The sequence below is a fragment of the Roseovarius sp. A46 genome, from assembly GCF_004126395.1.
GTDB classification, from domain to species: domain Bacteria; phylum Pseudomonadota; class Alphaproteobacteria; order Rhodobacterales; family Rhodobacteraceae; genus Roseovarius; species Roseovarius nitratireducens.
Map to the genome: position 1 here is coordinate 1 of NZ_PVWS01000043.1, position 19,744 is coordinate 19,744.

Annotated in this window: 12 protein-coding genes and 1 pseudogene; 4 read left to right on the forward strand and 9 right to left on the reverse strand. The window is 56.2% G+C overall.

Going from position 1 to position 19,744, the window contains the following annotated elements; genetic code table 11:
- Positions 1 to 253: 253 nt before the first annotated feature.
- Positions 254 to 447, reverse strand: a pseudogene (locus tag C6W92_RS16115) (helix-turn-helix domain-containing protein); the annotation flags it as partial.
- Between the two features lie 197 nt (positions 448 to 644).
- Positions 645 to 1,685: a Hint domain-containing protein gene (locus C6W92_RS16120; protein WP_129435000.1), complete on the reverse strand. Its 1,041-nt coding sequence runs from the start codon at positions 1,683 to 1,685 to the stop codon at positions 645 to 647.
- Between the two features lie 892 nt (positions 1,686 to 2,577).
- Here C6W92_RS16120 and C6W92_RS16125 point away from each other — a divergent pair.
- Positions 2,578 to 4,116, forward strand: a complete 1,539-nt coding sequence (locus C6W92_RS16125; protein ID WP_129435002.1) for a hypothetical protein — start codon at positions 2,578 to 2,580, stop codon at positions 4,114 to 4,116.
- 133 nt (positions 4,117 to 4,249) lie between these two features.
- Here C6W92_RS16125 and C6W92_RS16130 read toward each other — a convergent pair whose 3' ends face one another.
- Together C6W92_RS16130 and C6W92_RS16135 are read right to left on the reverse strand one after the other, a co-directional pair.
- Complete coding sequence (locus C6W92_RS16130; protein WP_129435004.1) at positions 4,250 to 6,379, reverse strand: adenylate/guanylate cyclase domain-containing protein; 2,130 nt, start codon at positions 6,377 to 6,379, stop codon at positions 4,250 to 4,252.
- Between the two features lie 83 nt (positions 6,380 to 6,462).
- Positions 6,463 to 7,395: a FecR family protein gene (locus C6W92_RS16135; protein WP_164989271.1), complete on the reverse strand. Its 933-nt coding sequence runs from the start codon at positions 7,393 to 7,395 to the stop codon at positions 6,463 to 6,465.
- 695 nt (positions 7,396 to 8,090) lie between these two features.
- On the opposite strand from C6W92_RS16135, the gene C6W92_RS16140 reads away from it, so the two are divergent.
- On the forward strand, positions 8,091 to 8,759 hold the full coding sequence (locus C6W92_RS16140) for a cyclic nucleotide-binding domain-containing protein (RefSeq protein ID WP_164989272.1): 669 nt from the start codon (positions 8,091 to 8,093) through the stop codon (positions 8,757 to 8,759).
- Positions 8,760 to 8,819: 60 nt separating this feature from the next.
- Here the strand turns inward: C6W92_RS16140 and C6W92_RS16145 are convergent, their stop codons facing one another.
- From C6W92_RS16145 to C6W92_RS16165, 5 genes are all read right to left on the reverse strand, one after another.
- The gene (locus C6W92_RS16145; RefSeq protein ID WP_129435010.1) at positions 8,820 to 9,530 is read right to left on the reverse strand and encodes a SapC family protein; all 711 of its coding nucleotides are present in this window, start codon (positions 9,528 to 9,530) and stop codon (positions 8,820 to 8,822) included.
- A gap of 161 nt (positions 9,531 to 9,691) precedes the next feature.
- Positions 9,692 to 10,300 (reverse strand): peptidoglycan-binding domain-containing protein, encoded by a 609-nt coding sequence (locus C6W92_RS16150; protein WP_129435012.1) that lies wholly within the window; start codon positions 10,298 to 10,300, stop codon positions 9,692 to 9,694.
- 88 nt (positions 10,301 to 10,388) lie between these two features.
- Positions 10,389 to 15,755, reverse strand: coding sequence for an S-layer family protein (locus C6W92_RS16155; protein ID WP_129435014.1), 5,367 nt, complete (start codon positions 15,753 to 15,755; stop codon positions 10,389 to 10,391).
- 305 nt (positions 15,756 to 16,060) lie between these two features.
- The gene (locus C6W92_RS16160; protein ID WP_164989273.1) at positions 16,061 to 16,903 is read right to left on the reverse strand and encodes a CsgG/HfaB family protein; all 843 of its coding nucleotides are present in this window, start codon (positions 16,901 to 16,903) and stop codon (positions 16,061 to 16,063) included.
- A 101-nt stretch (positions 16,904 to 17,004) separates the two neighbouring features.
- Positions 17,005 to 17,703 (reverse strand): hypothetical protein, encoded by a 699-nt coding sequence (locus C6W92_RS16165; RefSeq protein ID WP_129435018.1) that lies wholly within the window; start codon positions 17,701 to 17,703, stop codon positions 17,005 to 17,007.
- Between the two features lie 620 nt (positions 17,704 to 18,323).
- Between C6W92_RS16165 and C6W92_RS16170 the strand changes: the two genes are divergently transcribed.
- Together C6W92_RS16170 and C6W92_RS17760 are read left to right on the forward strand one after the other, a co-directional pair.
- Complete coding sequence (locus C6W92_RS16170) at positions 18,324 to 18,923, forward strand: hypothetical protein (protein ID WP_129435020.1); 600 nt, start codon at positions 18,324 to 18,326, stop codon at positions 18,921 to 18,923.
- Between the two features lie 302 nt (positions 18,924 to 19,225).
- Positions 19,226 to 19,450 (forward strand): helix-turn-helix domain-containing protein, encoded by a 225-nt coding sequence (locus C6W92_RS17760; RefSeq protein WP_164989274.1) that lies wholly within the window; start codon positions 19,226 to 19,228, stop codon positions 19,448 to 19,450.
- The last annotated feature ends 294 nt before the right edge of the window (positions 19,451 to 19,744 follow it).

The following is a 19,744-nucleotide window of genomic DNA, read 5'->3' on the forward strand; positions in this document are numbered from 1 at the left end:
CTTCTTCTTCATCGCATCACGCAGGCTGGGAAAGGCGGGCTGTTTCGGCATCGGCAGGACTCCTCTGGCGGACGCCCCAAACCTATCAGATTAGGCAGAAAGTCGCAGGTTTTTCAGACGTTCCTCATGATCACGGGACAGGAGAACCCTGACCCAAATGGCTGATCCATAAACTGTCAGAAAAAAATGGCGTGGCGATAGCGCAACACGGGCGACAGTTGAGTCTTGTCAGGCAAATACGCTGCTCCGTCACCAGCCAGCCTGACAACTTCTCCGCATAAGGGTCCAGCTTGGTCGGCCGCGCCGGCGTCTGGAACCGGGTTCAACAATCCCCGCCCGCAGATACTTCTTGATGGTGTTGCGAGACAGCCCAGCCCGCCGCGCAATCTCGCGGATGGGCATCTTGTCCCGAAAAGCCCAACGTCGAATGACGCTCAAAAATCCCATGTCGATCACTCCAATATCCCCCGACAAATCCCGTCAGGGGCAAGGTTCCACATGGGGCAAATCTCAGTGACAATTTCGACTGCTGCAGGGTCAGTTCTCAGTGACATCCAACAGGTCTGCACGGTGGATTGGGAGAATTCGTGACAAAAACGCGATGGAAACACTCTGTTTCCGTAACAAATCGCGAAAATCCCTTATCACGCCACCTTCATCGAGGGAGCGGGCGCGAACCCCATTGCACTCGCTTCGTTCGCGGTCGCGGTGGGCAGGGCTGTCTGCTTCATTCCGAACCAGAACATAGGGTCTTTCCGTCGTAACGCGTCCAGAGCCTGACGTGCGTCCGGGCCCACGCTTTTCATCGCCTCTTCGCCTGGAAAGAAGCTTTCGCTTTCCAGCCCGTTTGAAACGAGAACCTGGTGATTGGCGAAGAGCAGGTGAAAATATTCCACCCCCTTGAACCACCTCGCACCCGGTCTTCCGGGTTCTCCGGTCAAGTGTTTGGCGGCAACGAAAGCCGCCTCGGCCCCCAAATAGAGCTGCGCCTTCCATCCCCGCACGACAATGCGGTGCTGTGGTGAAACCCAGAGGTCTTCATGCGGCATCCGATTCCCGAAGAGCCCGCGTGGAATGCAGATCGGGCGAAGACTGGGAGCCGCCATCATCTGGGCATACGAGAAATGACTTGACGCCACCCATTTCAATTCGACTTCCTCACCTGAGGCCGTCAGGACGATATCCCCGACCTTCAGCGTCTCGACCCTGCGTTCGCCCCACGGGGTGGCAATCAGACTGCCGGCCACGAAACAAACCGGGGTGGGCGGCGGTGTCTCATCGAGCGTCTGGATATCGATGGCACCATTGCCGAAAGCATCCATATCGCCTTGGCTTGCGCCCGCGTTCGGCAGGAATGCGAATCGTGTCTCATCACCGGCCTCGGGATAATCCTGGACGGTGACGAGTATGACATCGCTACCCTCGTACTGATCGGGCACCTGTTGAGCACCATGCTTGTTCTGCGTCGGCATGGTGCCCGTGAATTCATAAGTGAAGTTGTAGGTCGCTCCTCCGATCTCGACCAGAGTGTCGGAATCCGGCGCGCCACCATTGGGATCAAGAATGAGGTTGCCATCCGGCAGAGAAGCAACAAAGGTCAACTCCACCGCCGGATCCCCGGTCAGGTTCAATGCCGGATTATTCGCCGAATTACTGTCCACGCGCGCGTAGAAACTGGACGTCATACTGCTGCCTCATCACGCCGATTATCCGATATTGGAGGCGTGTATTGTTCGACTTCGGTCATTGGACCTGTCGTTTTACCGCAGAATCACCTGAGCGCCTCCACGGGTCAAGCGTTTTATCGAGAAACAACGAGATGTTCGCTTGAACGGCATCAGCATCGCGTATCCCGTTGCGAGGCCACGCCCTGGCTGTACCGCTATAGCCCGCCCAAACCCGCCATGCCGTACGCTATGATATGCCAACAGGGTCAACTGATCGCCCACGCGAAATAGATCTGCACCCGTCCGCATTGCGTAGAACAGATCAACTTGAACGGCGCGGACCATACCCGCCCCGCGCCCGGGCTTCCAGAACGGGTCAAATCGGAATCACTGGGCGCATCCGCACGGAATACGCGGAGTAGCTCAAATGGCCGCGTAAATTTTACGACCCAGCCTCCGAAAATATGGCGGGATTACCTTTCCACGAGGACGGAATGCGCCCCGCATCCGTAAGCCGGCCGCCAAAGGGCGTGCTGGAACGCGTCGCAGCGCAAGCGCGCCGCACATGAGCCGCCGGGCGCCACGAGATTAGTAGCGAAGCCATCTCGCGCCTCGCCGCCGCCGAACAGAGTTGAACGATGGGTGCAAGTGAAAAGCTAATGGCGATCGCTTCGCCTGCTGCCCGGCATGCTCACATGTAAACCTCACCGACCGAGATCTTATCTCACGAATTGCCGAGAGCCATCAAACTTGACCCAAACCCCCACTTGGAAGAAACTGAACCTGGAATCTGCGTGTTTCGGCACACTCAAATAATTACAGAGAGTAACGAACGATCATGTATAAACAATGCGCGAGTGGAGACTTCCTCGCTTTTGCCAAACAGTCTCTTGATGTTGCTGACGTTCCAATGAATTTCGATGAAGTTTTTCGCTATCAATACTGCTTGACTAGATCTAATCTGGTACCTCCCAAAAACTGGATATTGAGGAAATTCCGAAATTGGAACCTCGTTCATTGCGCCTTACTTAATAATACTGAGATTTTTGATGAACACGGTACATTCTTAGGCATCGTACTTGGCATATCCATTCACCCAGAGGCCGGAGTTTTAAAGGAAAATGTTACGCTCTCCATCTCGATAAGTGAACCAGAATTCTGGTCAGTATTTGAGAAATTTGTTTATGATCTTTCCGGGCGTTATGTCATCTTTGCCTCAAATGCCTCTGAGCACCGGGTGTATCATGATCCGGTTTTAGATATGGCAAGCGTATATAACAAGAAGCAACATGTAGTAGCCTCATCCTTGCTCCTTGCAAAATCAGAGAAAATAATCTCTGATTATCACATTGATTTGGTCGACCTTTATCGCGATGGAAGGAATATATCCTTTGGTCATACAGTTGACGCGGATGTGAAACGAGCAAAACCAAATCACTTTCTGAGCCTTAACTCTTTTAAACAAACACGGTGGTGGCCCTCTCCTGATACATCATTTGATGCAGGACGAGGCCTAGCTTCCCAGAATGTAAGTTTTATTATTGATAAGCTCAAAAAGAATTGTCACTCCATGATGAGCCTCCCGGATGTCGAAATCCCCCTCTCAGGCGGTCGGGATTCTAGAAACATCTTGGCATGCATCGGAAAGAATCATCTTAAAAATTCCGAAATTTTTACAATTCGCACAAACGTTATAACAAGTCTCGATGTATTATCTGCGCGGATGATATCAGAAAAATGGAATTTCCCACTACGGGAAATTGATATTTTTGAGAACCAGTACGCAGACGAGTTCGAACCTGAGAAAATTAGGGCGCGAAGAATGGCATATTTTTTGGCAAATGGTTTAAGCGGCGTATCCTCGAGTCCGGCCGATCTCGTCGCAAATTTTAGGTCCTCGAACGATGCCGTGAACATACGAGGGAATATCATGGATATGATTGGCGGCAATCAGTTCAAGAAGTTGCAAAGCTTTGAGGGCGTTGATATTGAACACGGCTTAAGAAGATTGAGCGTATGTGACCCAAATGACCATAGAAAATTTGAAACATGGAAGGCCAAATATGACGCTTGGGTTAGTCAACTGCCGGAAGCATGTCTGGCGCGTGTCTACGATTTTGCATTCTTTGAACTACTTTTACCAAATACATTAGGCGGAAAGGGTCTGATTTCGCTGAATAGTAGCTTCAGAATGAACCCGTTTTCAGATCGATCCTTGCTTCATTTAACTGCATCAATTCGACCCAAAGTGAGGCGTAGAGGAATTTTGAATAATGCGATTATCGAAATGGCGGCTCCGGACTTGCTAGATGTACCATTTACCAATGAATTGAAGAAGAAGCCAGCGCTTGTGCGCAAAGCAGTTTCAAGTTTTTCGAAGATCAGGTTTTTCCCAAAGGAGTCAGCACGAAATTACATAGGTATAACGGAGGAACTTAGCAAAATTTAATGCGTCATTTCAGTAAAGCTCGTTTTGGAATATCTGGTTCTTGCGGATCTGGTGTTCATAAAATCGGCACATTTTGTTACGATCGGGAGGCGGCTCGTCACGTCATCAACAGAGGCGCACAGGATTCATACACTTATTGCATGAAGTCCTCGGTTCGTTGCGACAATTGATCATAAAACGTTTCAAGCCGGCGGTTGATTCCAACCGCATAACCTTTGCAGGCATCAAGGAGCTCAGGATCCGGGTTTTCCCCGTTCCTAAGGTCCTCCAAGAGACGCAGGTGCAGTTCCCGCAGGGCTTTGAAATTTGGATTTTCGGCAAATTCCGGTTCGCCAATAACAGCGTATAGAGGCACTCTTTTTGACACGCCCTTGAATTTCAACCCGCCGGCTTCAAGAAAAGCAAAGTCTGGAGCGGCTTCTTTCACATCCTCGGAAACAAGGATATCATACCCGACTTGCCGGACCCCAGCCTCGATACGAGCCGCACGATTCACGACGTCACCTATTGCAGAGTAATCGAACCGGTCCCGTGACCCAACATTGCCAACACACGCGGTTCCCATGCTGATCCCAATGGCCAGCTCGATCGTCTTGTCAGTTTTGAGGCCCAATTTCGGGTTCAGATCTTCAAGAGTAGATCGCATGTGGAGGGCCGCCCTGCACGATCTTCTCGCGTAATCCTCTACATCCAATGGCGCATTCCAGAAAGCCATGATCGAGTCGCCGATAAATTTGTCGATGGTCCCTTTCTCTTTCATGATCACATCGGATAGCTCAGTGAACACGTCATTCAGAATCGAAACCATTTCAGTGGGACTCACGGTCTCGCTCAGGGCCGTAAAATTTCGAATGTCACAAAACAAGACCGAAATCGGCTTGAGTTCACCACCCAAATTGATGTCGTAGCCGCGCTTTTCGATCTCTGCGAGAACCTCCGGGGCGACATAGTGAGAAAATGACTTGCGTATCATTTTCTTTTCCCTGTCCGCGATAAGGAACTGGAACGCGGTCATGGCTGTGAAAAACAGAAACCCACCAAATACCGGAAAGGTAATATCATACATGATCGTTTTTTCTTGGAACAGCATCCAGCTCGCAGTGACAATGATGCCGCCGACCGCGGCCCCGGCGGACAGCGAAACAACTGGCCCCGTGAAGGACATGATCCATAGCAGGACGATACCCAGGATGAGAAACGCCAGGACTTCCATTCCCTCAACGAAATCATCTCTCTTGATGAAGGTTTCCTGAAGAATCTGCTCGATCATTTGAGCATGGATGGAGACACCAGGGACGTCTTCCCCGACAGCCGTGGTTCGAATATCCGACAGACCAGCCGCAGAGGTCCCGATCAGGACAATCGATCCTCCGAAGGAGGAACGCAGGCTAGCCGCTGGTGCGGTGAGGACGTCGTGGGCCGACACATACAGAGCCGCGTCATCTGGCCGAAAGCGCACCCACAGGCTACCGTCCTCTCGTGTCGGGATCGTGAAGGGGCCGACGCGGATCGCTTCTGTGACACCGCTCCGATCTCCTGCACCTTGCACGAGGATGGTCTGCTCGCCAGTGGCGGTTCTCAGCGCCTCGACGACCAGGCTGGGGATAACATGCCCCTCATTGTCCCTCCACATCATGGGGACACGACGCACTCGCTCTGTCGTGTCGTAGGGGCTCATGTTGAGGCTTCCCAGGCCTTTTGCGGCTTCGGCAAGCTGAGGTATCGGCGTGGCGAAGCCAGGAGTCACTGGAAACCCTTCACTGGGATCCGATCCTATTTCGACAAGACCTGCTTTCTGGGGAAATTCGGAACTCGATCTTGCATCGTTCGTCACCCCGAGAACGACATTGGTTTCTGCCATGGAGCGTGCAAAGATCGCGTCATTATCGGGCAATGCGGAACGATCTGCATTCGCCAGAAGTTCGGACAGTTCCGATTGAGACAGGAGATTCTTGATCGAGAGGCGATCTTCCTCAAGAAAAAGAACATCGAATACAACGGTAGCTGCTCCTGCCTCGTTCAGGCGCGTGACCATCTCCGCAAGCTTGCTGCGTGGCCACGGCCATTGCCCGTGTTCGTCAAGAGAGTCCTCGTCAATATCAACAACGCGGACGGGCAGCTGATCAAACGGTCTGGGCTGCCACTTCTGCAACTGATCGAAATACACGAAACGAAGCGCCTGAACGGGAGCCGGGTCTACGAAACGTATTCCTACGAGCAGGACAATCAGAAAAACACCAAAGGCCCAGAAAGATCGTTTCAAATCCTATGCTCCCCTTCCCTCCACCGGTATCGGGGTTTGAACTCCGGAACGACTTCGAGGCTCATTTTTTCGTTCGTCAGACATCATTTGCCCGCGCTTGCGCCCCCGCCACCGGCGCTGGCACCACCCGGACCTCCGGCAGAAGCCTCACCGCCCGCGGCCTCTGCATCACCAGGGGCCCCGGGACCGCCTCTGCCGGCGTCGGTGTCCCCAGCTGTAGCCCCGCCACTGCCTGCGCTGGACTCACCGCCCGCGCGTGCGCCTCCGGTTGCCGGATTTGTCGGGTCAGGGGCAGGAGGCTCTGGTGACGGCGCACGCCCTTCGTCGCGACCATCGACGCCCGAGGACCCACCAGCGCCACAGCTTCTGACATCTGTGCGGAAGTCCTGGCGCAACCAGCTTTGGTTTCGAACATATGGAAATCCGGCTTCCAGAAAAACGGCTCTTTCCTCCTCATTTTCGGGAACAATGAATTGCCCTGAGGAGTCAATTCCAGCGGTCGTGCAACCATCCGGAATCGCGACACACTCACCAGCCTGGTTGCATAATTGCACCTCGCCCGCGAATGTCGCAACGCGAACCTGACCCCTGGTCGAGGCAGCAAAATCAAATGCCGTACCACGTATCCCCATTGTGGCATTGGAGGTGCGGATTGAATAGGAAGATGGGCTGCTGTTCCCGCTGAAAAACCTGAAAGCCCCCCCAACTGCATTTACCGTGAATTCGCTTGCTGTATTCGAACCGTCAAACAGGATTCTTTCAATTATCAGGCTCGAGTTCTGGCTGATTGCAATCTTTGTGCCATCCTTGAACAGTATCTGGACCTGTCCGGAATTTCCTGTCGTTATCACATCTCCCAACAGGACGTCTCCGCCGGGTTCCAGATACCCTTCGCGTCCATCCCGGTTGAGAAAGGCGTTCTGCGAGACACCGACGGCTTGGCCAACGGACTGGGCAAACAGCACGGACGGCAGGATACTGGCCAAGAAGAAAATCGCAGTCTCAAGCAGTTTCAAAGATCTGATCATTTCAAGAGTCCTGTCCCATCGGAGTGGAGAAACCGCATTTTGAGTCAACGACCCAATAGTGTTTGTCCGGCACGGTGTTGTCAAACATGTTATTGTCAGTCCCTGCAGCGCGACCAAGGGGGGGGGCGTTGCGTCGGTTTCGCGCCCTGAGGACCAGCGTGCCATGACTGCGTTTTTCGATGCACGCCGGCTGATCAACAATGCGCTTGACGCGGACCTGGCGGGACTGCTCGCCGGGATTGCCGGCGGGGCGGCAAGGCATGGGGCGGCCAACAGGTATCCGGCGCGGTTATCCGCCTGATCACGCCTCGACAATGGGGGGCTACCGGGTGCCGGAAGCGGTTCTGCGAGAGCGGGACCGGACCTCTGGAGCCGAGACGTACCATCTGTAATCCGGACGACCGATCTGCGCAGCGCGATATCGGTCATCGACGTTTTCTGCAGGCGTGGACCTGAATAGTATCTTCAGCGCTGACGTTCCAAACCCTCTCGTCGCCCTGCTTGAGGGGCAGATGGCGAAGGCACGCATGCTGAGACTGAGCCCATTGTTCACGCCTTCAAATGATGGCACACAAAATGTGTACTTGTTCGGCGCAAGTTCAGACCGATATGAGATCAGATGAAGGGGGTACCGTTTTGCAGGAAGCGACAAGGCTGACGGCTGGATGTTGAGTGCACTTGACATGAACATGCTTATAGCAGTCGGAGCATTTTTCCAGACATCAGCGATGCTTTTTCGAAACCAGATTGTCTTGAGGACGATGTTTATCGTGGGATCCTCTTTCTATGTTACGTATTATATTCACGTCTTGCCGACTCCGCTTTGGGAGGCCGCCACTGCAAGTATTGCAATGGCAGCAACGACTGCCATTGGATTGATATCCCTGCTTGTCGGCCGTTCGAAAGCGATTATCCCGAAGCACCTCTTGGAACTTTACGAGCAGATGGGGAACATTCAGCCGGGAGAGTTTCGAGCGCTTATGCGTTGCGGCGCCCGTCGCACACTCGATCGGCAAGAGACACTCACCGTTCAGGGGAAAACGCCCACGAAACTCTACTATATCGAGGCGGGCCAGATTGAGACGGTCAAGAATGAACACAGCTTTCCACTTCCGACAGGCATTTTCATAGGCGAGATCGCCTTCATGACGGGAGCGCCGGCTTCGGCGACGGTGCATGTCGCGCCGGGTAGTCGCGTTGTGGAATGGGATAGCGCGCGTCTGCGCAGAAAGGCTCAACGCAAGGATAAATTGCGGCTGGCCCTGGATGCCAGATTGGCTCAGGATCTGGCAAACAAGGTAGCGAATGCGGTCGGCTCAAATCACAGCCGGTCTACCAACGACGACGGCTGAAGGAGCCTTCCGTCAGCCGAAAAGACCCAACGCGAAGGTGGTCGACGCGTGGCCCACTGGCTACGCGGCGTTGGATTCAGTTGAGTTGAACGCTGTTTGACTGTTCCAATTATCAAGACTGTGCAGATGGGCCATGATAAGTCCCATCAATCCGCTCCGCACCCACGAAGCCAGGAGAGCATCATCGAGGGCCGCGAGTTTGTCTTTATCAACCACCTGCAAATCCTTAACCTGACCCAAGGTCTTTTCCCCTCGGCGGACAGTGTAGACTTGAGGCACCAGAATATCGGCGTCCCTGAGAGGTTTCAAAAGCGCCTCGGTTTGCTGGAGCTCCTTCTGGAACTCGGTCAGGAACTGACGTGCGCGCTCGACGATTCCGCCCTCGGGAATCTGTCCGTTCTTGAACAGGGGCTCCCCGTCAGACTGGGGGGAAATCCGGTCTTCCCTGACCATCATCACGTACTCGCCAGCCTTTTGTTTTTTCCCCAGTACGAACGGAAAGCGACGAATATGGGCCGGGGTATACCGGGCGGTCCATCGTCCGGCGTCATCAACGTAGAGATTGCCATCTTTACGGTATCCCATCTGGGCGACCGGAAGAAATCTACCACTTGTTGGGAAAAAGATCGGAAATTCCCGACTTGCCTTGATGACTTCGGCCACAGAGAGTGGCGCGCTCAAGACATTCCGGGCGAATGAGAAGTCTTCTGACAAGAGCAGCTTGTGAGTGGCATGCTTTTTACTATCGAGCGCAACGACATTCTCGAACATTGGCAACTCCTCTTGTCTGGTTTACCGATGCACAGATGAAAGGTTCTGTTTCCGGCCAGTTTGGAATACCGCCTGTCATCAGCATGTCACAGACTGTCTTGCACGTTTGACAACTATCAGAACTGGACTGCCGCAACTCGCTTGGCTGGCGGAGTGCGCACCTATTGCTCCATTTGCCGAGCCATCAAGAACAAGGTCGCCATATCGGGTAACCCATTCGGCGTAAGGCCTGCGCTCTCCTGCCAGCTTTCGATGGCGCGTGCTGTATTCGGGCCAAACTTGCCGTCAGCGGAACCGTCTTCGAGATGATCGGACGATATCAGGAATTCCTGCACGCGGAGCATTGTCGCTTCGTTGATGCTCACCGATTGCCCATTCCGGGAAATTGAGACAATCGGGCTATTTGCCGGAAGACGCAAAGCGGAGAAACTCTCGACCATGGCGCTGACCACGCCTTCGAACAGCTGGTCGCTATTATTGGTGCAGATATTTCGAGCCAGATTGACGAGCGGATAATGCGTCTTCACAGGCGTCAGATCGTAAACACCGTCCTGAGTTCGGTTTTGGGCCGAAATATAGCCCGAAATCCACTCGGCGAGCTGGCCACGTGCCTGGGCACCCTGCTCGCCATCGAGGATTGTGACAATGGCATTACAATCACGCGCGCCCCACCCATAAACGGCAAAGTCACCGCTATCTGTCGCGGCGTTGGCAGGAAAGGTTCCGGTCCCGAGAAGCAGGGCCGCGGCTGTGGTGCGAAAAATACGCATTTCGGGTCAACTCTCTCGTTCAGTTTGATTTATCTTGCGATTGAAAAGGGCCCTCGCCTTTCGACGAGGGCCCTCCTGGGTTGCAGTCTTAGCGGTTGCTGCGCGTAACGCTGCTACGCGAGAAGTTCCCGACGGCAGTCGCCGAGATGCTGTTGCCCGACGCAGAGGCCGACGCGTTGGTGAAATGCCCGGTCGAGAAGGTGCCAACCACGGCCCCGGTCGCCGACGCGGTGATGTTTCCGGTATTCACCTGGCCGTTGAAGGCAGCCATCGTGGCGTCGTTACCGGCACCGTTGAGCGCCGTCAGCGTCAAGCTGTTGGTTGCCACGTTGCCAAAGGCCGAAGCTTGAACCGAATTACCCGACACGTTGGACGAGGCATTGATCATAGCTTCGCCCGGCGACGAGGTCGCGTTGAGCGCGATCCGGGCGTCCGCCGAGGTAGCCTCGACATTTGCCCGCTGCACCTGCTCGTTGAACACCCCGAACGATGCGTTCAGAATGCCGCTGTCCGGGAGACCTGCCGACGTCGAGGCGTTGGTCGACCCCGTATCGACATTCGCACCCTCGGCACTCAGCACGTTCTGCGCCACGTTGCCGCGTGCCAGTGCCACAACGCTGTTGTCCGAGATGTCCGTCGTCCCGAGGCCGAGCGCGGCGCGCGGACCGTTAAGGCTAACCGTGGTCTGCGTGGACGCAGAGGCTGTGATGTCGGCCCCCGGGTTGTTGTCCTGGAAGCTCACAACAAGCCCGGTGGACCCGGTCGATGCGGTCGACATGTCGCCCACGTTGACACTGTTATTGACCACGAGGTTGCCGGTTGCCCGTGCCTCGACCGCATTGCCGGTTACCGCCAGCGTGGTGCCGAGTGCTGCTGCACCGACGCCAGATGTCGCTCCGTTGACCGTCACCGTGTTGTCGGTGTTGGTCGACGTAACTGTTGCCCCATTATCCTGGAAGCTCACGAGAAGGTTCCCGGCATTGGCGTTCACGTCGAGACCGGTTGCAGACGCGTCAACAGTGGCGTTACCTCCTCCGCTACCGGTGCCGCCAGCGCCAAGATCACCAGAGTTAATGTTGGTCCCGGTCGCGCTGAGCGTGTTGACCGCACGGTTGCCTTCGGCGTTGGACGCGCTGAGGTTCCCGGAGACATCCACCGAGGAGCCGTTTATGCCGCTGAGGCTTGCCGTCGCGTAGACCCCGACTGCCGACCCACCGGTTGCCTGAACGGCCCCTTCGTTCTCTTGAAGGTTCCCCAAGGCCGTGGTGGCGTCGACATTCGAGGCATCCGCGCCGCTGGAAACGGTGTTGACCACCGTGTTGCCGCGGGCCGTCGCCAGCGCCGTGTTGCCGGAGACGGACAGGGTGGAGTTGGCAATCGCGTCGCCATCGGCATTGTCCATATCGACTTCGATCCGCGACTGGTCAACCTGACCCGTAACCGCGGCTGTGTTGGACTGCTGGGACGCCAGAAGCCCTGCCGCATTGAGTGTGATGTCGGCGTCGCTCAAGATAACGGCGTCCAATTCGGAACCTGCGTCAATATTGGCCCCGTTCACGGTCAACACGTTCTCGGCGTTGTTGCCGCGGGCCAGCGCTGAAGAGAAGTTGCCGTCAAGGGTGATGCTGCTCGACTGGACCGGAACACTCGCGTCATTTTCCAGCCCGATGCTGATTTCCTCGTCGACCGAAGCCTCAACCGTTCCGCTCGAGACCTGAACGTTCGACAGGGCACCGGTACGGTCCATGTTGGCCGTGCCGGCATTGCCGAGCGTGAGGGTATTGGTGCTGCCCCCCGCCTCGTTGGCCGTCGCCTGCGCAATGGTTTCGTTGCCACTGGCCGAGACGTCGCTGTTGCTGATGACCTCTGCGGACGTGCTGATGACGTCCTGGTTGTAAACGTCAGTCGTGGCAGATGCCTGGACGCTACCATCGCTGGTCTGCACCGACGACAACACGTTGTTCGCCGAGACCACAGCTGTGCCGCTGTTGATGGTTGCATCGGGGGGCGTGCCGCTCTCGTTTGCGTTGGTCACATCCAGCGTCACCGCGTTCGACACCACGTTGGCCGTCGCAACCGACTGGTTCTGGTTACCATCCATCTCCAGCGAAGAGTCCGTGCCGGCCGCGTTGCCCACGACATCCATGTCCGAGGTCGTGGCAACCGTAGACGTGGAAATCTGCACGCTTTCAAGCCCGGTATCCGCATCGGTGTTGGTCGCCTCGAGGGTTACCTCGTTGGTCGCCCGGTTGGCCGTTGCGAAGGATTGCTGCAGGTTGTCGTTTACAGACTGCGTTGATCCGGTGACCGTCTGGATCGGCTCGTCATCGCCGATAACCGCAAAACTGGCCGCGACATCGGTGCTGAGTGGCGCCGCGCTCTCCTGGAGGTTGGACAGGGCCACATCGGCATCGTCGGCACCGACAGTAGTGTCATCCGTGTCGATGCTGGTCTCCGCCGCGGTGAGGCCGACCACCGTCGTCGCATCCACAGCGACGCTGTTGCTCTCGGCCACGTTGCCGTTGGTCTCACCAACCACGACGTTGTCGGAAACCGAGACGGTCGAGTTCCTAAGGTCAGGCCCATCGTCGATGCCGAGCCGAACGATGACGCCGGCGTCGTTGAGCGTTCCGGGCGTGTCACCCTGTTCGAAGCCAGCAATCGTGATCGACTCATCGGTGTCTGCACCACCACCAGAGCTTGGATCAATTAGGGTAAGGCTCGTAAACACCGTACTAATGTTATAAGTGCCGGTCGGGACACTGACAGTGTTGCTCCCAGCCGTCGCAGACCACCCTCCTAGATTACCGTTGATAAGATCCGCTTCTTCCTGGGTCAGAGGCTGGTCGAAAGTGATAATGATTGGGTTTACATTGACATCCAGTTGACCGGTACCGGAGTTATACTCAATGTCTGATTGTGTCGATGGTGTAGTAGCTGCGTTGAGCGACGTGAACCCTTGAACCGAGTCGGCCCCCAGAACGCCGATCTCTGCGTCTATACTGCCGTCCTGTGTCGTGCCCTGGTAGTTTGCCAGAGCGGCGGATGCTTGGATGGTGGCCGTATCGTCGCCGCCGAGTGCCACCGCGTTGTTGGCGCGGTTGGCCGACGCCGAGGCGCTGAGCAGGTTCTCGTCCGACACAACGCTCGAAGAAGTGTCGATATCGTCCCCGAACTGCGTCTCGATGGAATTGGAGAACGGATCAGGCCCGTCCGACAGCTGGCTGGCAAGGATGTTCGCAGAAGAGACCTGCGACGAGGCCGAGACGAACGAGCCCGACGCGTTGATCTCGCCGCCGGGGATGGTGATGTCCGGGGTAGCATTGTTGTCGCTATCCAGCGCCATCTCGATGTTGGTCGCGTCAGCAGTCACATCGTTACCGGTAGTCGCGTTACCCACCGCGGTCACGGACACCGTGTTGTTGGAGGTCGAGATTCCAGAGTCGTTGGAGTCGTTGCCGATCACCGTCAGGACAGGTAGGCCATTCGTACCGACATTACGCGCCGTAACGCTGCTCCCGATGGTCAGGTCCTGCTCATTGGCAACCGAGGCGACGGTTCCGGTACCGGGCGTGCCCGATGCGGAAATGTCGCCGATGAGATTGTTAAAGGCGAGGCTGATGCTGTTATCGGCGGTTTGCCCGGTGGCCGATGCCGACAGGCTGTTGCCATCGGTTGTGACCGTGGATGTCGTTGCGTCGTCCTCGTCGCCACCGACAGACGTCACAACCTGGTTATCGGTCGAGCTCGCCGAGACGCTTCCTGCGCGCGACTGGTCGTTGGTCACGACCTGCGCCGCCACAACGTCAGGCTGTTCGGCGAAGGTGGTATTGTCGTTAACCAACGTCGTGCCTGCGTTACTACCGGCCGACAGGTTGTTGTTGGTGTCACCCATAGACAGCGTGTTGGTTGCGTCACCGCCGATGGCCGTGCTTCCGATAGCGTTGCCAGTGGTTCGCAGCGAGCTGTCCACGAGCTCATTACCCACCTCGGCGGTGGTGGTATTGCCCGTGGCCACCGCGCTTACACTGGCCAAGCTGTCGGCGTTTTGCACCGAGGCGACGACCCCCGCCGCGCTCTGCGTTGCACCAGAGGTCAAAGATAGAGCGTTGCTGGTCCGCGCGCCTGTGGCCGAGGCGGTCTGGCTGTTGCCGTCCACCACGATTTCAGACGTCGTGATGTCGTCATCACCGAGGCCGTCGTCAGCCGAAGCCGATATCGTGTTATTCTGAGTGGTTGCGGTCACAGCGGTAGCGCCTGCTTCACGCTGCACATTTGCGATCACTGCGTCGCCCGACGCGCTCAACTGCACGCCCCCGGCGGCCGTGTTACTGTCGTTGCTGGTGGCTGGCCCACCCTCACCGATGATCTGGTTGGCATTCAGTGTGATCGCCTGCGTGCTGTCATTGCCCGTGGCGTCGGAGCTCTGCGTGTTGCCCGAGACCGTCATTGTGCTGTCAAGCATGTCACCGCTGATATCACCATCATTCTCGGTGCCGGCGCTCGCACTGATTTCCGAGTTACTCGTCGTCGCACCGATGTTTACCGGCCCGTCAGCGGGATCAATGGTCTGCAGGTTCGAGACCACGGCGGATCCGGTGATTGTGCCCGTCGTGCCATCCGAAACAATGCTGCTGGAGGCAATATTCCCGTCGGCGGTAGAGCCTTGATCGTTGCCCGACACGGTCACTGTACCGCTCGACAGACGCTCGATCGTGGCCGTCGCAGCAGCGCCCGTCGCGGTGCCGGTGATGTCAAGAGAACCAGCGGGCGGATCGATCTCCTGCGAGGAGCTCACCACGAGATCGCCAGAAGCGAGGTTGTGGGGCGTTGTAACGAGCGTCGTGTCAATCGCAGCCGAGGCCTGACCGCCACCGGTGTCCTCGTCCACATCTACGCCGCTTGCAATGCTGATGCTCGACGTGCCGTCATTGCCTGCGCCCGACGCCAGAATCTCGTTGTCGCTGATCTCTGCAGTGCCCGTGAATGTCCGCACGTCTGCAGCGGAATTCTCGACGAGAATGGAAACCGTGTCACTGGTCGACGTGCCCGCGATCTCGTCCGGGCTATCAGCCTCGACCGATTGAAGGTTGCCGACAACCGCCGTATCACCCGCTGTCGCGGGCGGGAAAGCCAGAATTTCGGTCGTGGACCCCGTGTTGCCGGTCGCAGAGGCCGAGATGACATTGGTCAGGACATCAAGCGCGCCACCTACTGTATCGTCACCTACCGGCGATGCGACAATGTTGTCGGTGATCAAGTTTGAACCAGTGTCCGCAGTCACAGAGCCAGACTCAAGCTGGGTATTGGTGCCGACAATGTCGCCGTTAAGCGTCATGTTTTGGGTCCCGACATCGGTATCTGCCGTCGCTTGTGCGTAGACAACCGCCGCGCCGAAAGCCGTCGAAACGGCAACGATCGCCGCGGTGCTGAGAAGATTGTTCTTGAGGGACATAGCCGCTCTCCTTTGGAATACTCTCGAAAATTTTTATTTTGGCCCGGCCGAAAAGCCGCGGCCTGTGCTCAACGCGTCATCACGTGGTCTCAATCTTGCTTGAACCCGACGTGCGGTGGGTGTTTTGACCGTATTCTGATTAGCAAGCACCCAAAACTTCCCCTCCATTAGCTCTACCCAAGTCGTGTGCCTTGATATCGCGGAGGCCTCCATTGAAGATTGCCATATACTCCCCCTTCCAGTTTTCGCGTTCGCCGCCCCAGAATTTAATGGCGAAATCGCTCCTTGAATTCAGGTGGTTAATGCTACAGTTTTCCACCTTTTCCACCTGAATACGTATCGGCTTCGACGAGCGGTACAGATGGCTCGCACCCCGCCGGCTGCACTCCCGTGACGGTCGGAACGATGTCCAGAAGCGCACTCTCGATCGCCATGCGCACGGCCAGCTGCAACGGCTCCTGGTTCTTGGCTCCGGCATTCACGTCCCAGAGATCGCTGTTGAAGAACCGGAAAACATCCAATCCGATTTCGTAGCCCGAGATCTGCTTCTGCACCGAGACGGTGTCATATACCTTGAGCGTCTGGCTTCCGACGATGCGCAGGTCGAGACCGACATTCATCGTATAAATGCGGCCTTTTCCACCGGCATTGTTCACATTGAGCTCGCCACCACCCGACTGGATGTTGAAATTCACCTCGGTGATGCCACCAACGATGTAGTAATCGGATTGCAACACACTGCCACCGTAATAGGGCTTCCAGGGAACGCGATCCTGCTGTCCGGTTTGCTTATCGACGGTTTCATGCATGCGTCCGTCGCCCAGCTGACGGTTGGCAATGTATTGAAGCTCCGCATCTGCAATTTGCGTATCAAACCGTTCGTGCAACGTAATCCCGGGCACGAGATGGCCAAGCGCGGTATAGGCCATCAAGGCGCCGCCCTGGGTGACAACGAACCCTTCAAGGTCGCTCTGCTTGCCGGTATAGTCTCGAATATTGCCAACACCGATGCCGATGTGACCTTTCCCGGCGCGTTCAAGACGCTCACCGTAACAGATCAACTTTGCCGTGAGCGGCGTGTTGTTGGGCGTCGGCTTCGAAGTCATGACGACGGGCACATCTCCCTCATTGAGGGTCTCGCGGCGCATGTCCTCGGGAACAACGGCACAGCCTGCGACTGTCATGGACAATGCAACCGCGGCAACGGCTCTTGAATATCTGGTCATTCGAACTGCCCTCGTATTTTTCATCAATTCAACGGACCACTTCCGAGCGATGTGCCTGACCCTGTCATGTTGGGCCTGTCGAAATTGCATGCTGTCCCATCGATACCCGCTGTCTGGTTCCCGGAATTCACCTGATCGTTGTTGAGGGCCTGGTTGGTGTCACCGTTGGTCACGTCACCGAGGCTGTTATCGATCGTGCTGTTATCCACACCGGAGTCAATCGCTCCAGAGTTGGTTTGCGAAGTATCCTGATTTGTTGTTACGCCGGGCTGGATCTCACCGCTGTTGGCCACATTGGTTTGAGAGGTATCCTGACTGCTGTTCGAGGTGCTGAGCGTGCCCCCGTTCCCAAAGCCGTCGGACTGCGAGTTTGTTGTGTCGCTATTGGCCGTGCTGTCGGCGGATATGCTGGGCGCACCATTGTTAGATGTATTCGGGCCGGCCTGGCCATTGTCGGCAATATTGCCCGTCGCATTGGCGTTGTTGTTGCAAAACACCTGCGTGCCAATGTTCGTGGTGTTGTAAGTGTTGAAACCGTCGTAGAAGCCGCCTTGCTTCCTCTCGATGATGTCGAGAACGAAGGCCTTGTTGGCTTTGTCAGCAGATGTCTGGAACTGCCATGGCCGGTTCTCGAAAAGCCCGTTGGACAAGCCTGGCGTCGCCAGAAGCACACCCATGGCGCACACCAACGTCCCCTGGAACAGCGTGTGCTTTCTGCTCATACTAATCTCCTTCTTGCACCGAACCATCGAGAGTGAACGAAGTGCCACTCCCGTTCGGGGCGCATACAGATTTCAAATCCTGTGCGAATTGGTGCACATGCGCAGTGCAGATAGTCAAATGAAAATTCTCGAAGATTGAAGATTTTTGCCCTATGTGGCTTCGGGGCCCGTCGGGAATAACCTCTTCTGATCAAGGTGTTCGTCGGCGCAGAGGTAACAGTCTGATCGCTTTGGAGGGCTATGAACTGGCAAATGGCGCACAGTCACCCGGTCCCAAGGCGGCTATGTCAATGGCTTATCGAGTTGGCCCAGCGGCTCCTCGTGCCTTCAACGCAAGTCGCACCTCGAACAGCTTGCGAGAGCGAGCAGCTTGACCAGGTGAGCCCGATTTCGAGCCCCTTACCGCTAGGGGCAAGTCAGCGACCTGGGGTCTCGCCGTCCGAATTCGTGTACGCCAAACCACACAACACCACATCACACCGGAAACCGACTGGAAGTCGGAGGGTTTGCTCCAGGGCGTGGATACTGAACATCAACTCATCGTCGATAAAAATTTTTCATCCTATTGCGCTGGAGTGAAATTCATCTATTCTAACGGGCGTCACAACGGAGTTGACGAAATGAAATCGACCGAGTTCGTTGCTCGACTGGCCGAAGTCATGGGCGTCTCGCACACGGAGATCGCGACCGTGGATCGCACCTTGGCCAAACAAGGTCTGCGGCGGATTGCTCGTGGTCGCTCACGACCAGACGTGACGCTGAGGGAAGGCGTGCAGATTGTCTGCGCCTGGGCCGGGGCAAGGAAGCTGACCGATGCGGCAGAGGAATTGGGCCGCCTGAAGCGATATCAACCGCAACAGATCTCACCGGGCGAGTACAAGACAATTACAAGCAGAACGACGACACTCGCCAGCCTGTTTGAGACAGAAGAATCCGATCTTTACGGACTGGATTTCATCGAGGCGGCCTCATGGCTGGCGGAGCAGCTTGGGTCGGAAAAGTTCCCGGCACATAAGGTTTGGCTCTCCATCGAGAAGGGCGGCGCGCCCGAGCTTTCCTGTGAGTGGGAATTTCAAACGAAGACGCTCGACTTCGAGGAGTTCCCGGTCAAGGTGGACCTGAGTTTCAAAAGCCGTCCACGAAAACCGAACGTGAAGCTCAGAACGTCCGTCCGCGGGCCCGTTCTGAAGTGGATATTCGAAGTGACGGAGGGCGCATGAATACCGGCCCGTCACCACTGGAGCCAGGGAAGCTCGCTGGCATCACCAGACCATTTCACACCGAAGGGTTTGACACCGACACGATACGCATCGACACCAAACCGTACCACGGCACACCATATCTGGGTCGCCCGCGTCATACGGATGGCAGCCTGCCTGGCTCAAGCCCCTCGCGGGCGGGACAGGACGCCCGACAGACATCTCGAAACGGTAAAAAAGCGAGACGCCACCTGACGGGATACATTTATCCGAAGGATGGCACGGCTTTCCCCGTTTTCTGCGATCAATATGGAGCAAGGTCCATGAGCATTGACGCTGCCATCCATGACGCCGTACAAAGCGCCATCGCCCCCCTGGTCCGGGAAATCCGGGACCTGCGCCAGAAGATCGAGCCACCGCAGGAATGGCTCAACGTGGCGGATGCCGCGAAACACTTCAAGGTGAGTACCAGCACGATCCGCCGCTGGATCAAGGAAGGGCGCATCGAAGCCAAGGGGTCCGCCAAGAGGCGACAGGTTCGTCTGTGAGAGAGATGGACATTTTCGTACTCATAAATTACGCACAAACATGGCTAAGAATATGATTTAAAACATAAATCATATGCCTCTCCTGGGCACCAGATTTCCCGTGACATCTCTGACTTATGTCTCTGTAAAGCAACAACTTTCTGCGATTCGCAAGCCAAGATCACCAGCGACTGATCGCTTTTTGATGCACATTCTGATGCACCATCCGATACCCAAGCGCTTGCGCGCGGCATCCCTTTGCGGCACCGTGACGCCATGCCGATTCATCACCGCGGGTCCACCTGCTATCTTCGC

What these genes read in the sequence shown, in the direction of transcription:
- C6W92_RS16120 (WP_129435000.1), bottom strand. Translation starts at nt 1,685, where the DNA reads ATGACGTCCAGTTTCTACGCGCGCGTGGACAGTAATTCGGCGAATAAT.
- C6W92_RS16125 (WP_129435002.1), top strand. Translation starts at nt 2,578, where the DNA reads ATGAATTTCGATGAAGTTTTTCGCTATCAATACTGCTTGACTAGATCT.
- C6W92_RS16140 (WP_164989272.1), top strand. Translation starts at nt 8,091, where the DNA reads ATGAACATGCTTATAGCAGTCGGAGCATTTTTCCAGACATCAGCGATG.
- C6W92_RS16145 (WP_129435010.1), bottom strand. Translation starts at nt 9,530, where the DNA reads ATGTTCGAGAATGTCGTTGCGCTCGATAGTAAAAAGCATGCCACTCAC.
- C6W92_RS16150 (WP_129435012.1), bottom strand. Translation starts at nt 10,300, where the DNA reads ATGCGTATTTTTCGCACCACAGCCGCGGCCCTGCTTCTCGGGACCGGA.
- C6W92_RS16155 (WP_129435014.1), bottom strand. Translation starts at nt 15,755, where the DNA reads ATGTCCCTCAAGAACAATCTTCTCAGCACCGCGGCGATCGTTGCCGTT.
- C6W92_RS16160 (WP_164989273.1), bottom strand. Translation starts at nt 16,903, where the DNA reads ATGCGCCGCGAGACCCTCAATGAGGGAGATGTGCCCGTCGTCATGACT.
- C6W92_RS16165 (WP_129435018.1), bottom strand. Translation starts at nt 17,703, where the DNA reads ATGAGCAGAAAGCACACGCTGTTCCAGGGGACGTTGGTGTGCGCCATG.
- C6W92_RS16170 (WP_129435020.1), top strand. Translation starts at nt 18,324, where the DNA reads ATGAAATCGACCGAGTTCGTTGCTCGACTGGCCGAAGTCATGGGCGTC.
- C6W92_RS17760 (WP_164989274.1), top strand. Translation starts at nt 19,226, where the DNA reads ATGAGCATTGACGCTGCCATCCATGACGCCGTACAAAGCGCCATCGCC.